The sequence below is a fragment of the Pseudomonas sp. NY15354 genome (assembly GCF_048068075.1).
In the GTDB taxonomy this organism is placed as follows: Bacteria; Pseudomonadota; Gammaproteobacteria; order Pseudomonadales; family Pseudomonadaceae; genus Aquipseudomonas; species Aquipseudomonas guariconensis_C.
This window is the reverse complement of sequence record NZ_JBLUPV010000083.1, coordinates 1-261: the sequence shown is the minus strand read 5'-3', so window position 1 is coordinate 261 and position 261 is coordinate 1. Positions and strand designations below refer to the sequence as shown.

Sequence of the window (261 nt, the reverse complement as noted above, 5' to 3'; positions counted from 1 at the left end):
ACGGACTCATAGCTCAGCTGGATAGAGTACTCGGCTACGAACCGAGCGGTCGGAGGTTCGAATCCTCCTGAGTCCGCCACTTTTGAGGCGGTTTTGCTAGTCAATACAGCTTCGACAACCAGTGGTAATCTGGTCAAAAAATACCACCCTTACGGACTCATAGCTCAGCTGGATAGAGTACTCGGCTACGAACCGAGCGGTCGGAGGTTCGAATCCTCCTGAGTCCGCCATATATCAAGAAGCCCGCTCAATTTGAGCGGG

At 52.9% G+C, this 261-nt stretch carries 2 tRNA genes; both read left to right on the top strand.

The features are described from left to right. Positions 1-2 precede the first annotated feature (2 nt). Positions 3-79: transfer RNA gene (locus tag ACNFCH_RS25900), tRNA-Arg, on the top strand. A 74-nt stretch (positions 80-153) separates the two neighbouring features. After that, a tRNA-Arg gene (locus ACNFCH_RS25895) sits at positions 154-230 on the top strand. Positions 231-261: the final 31 nt, after the last annotated feature.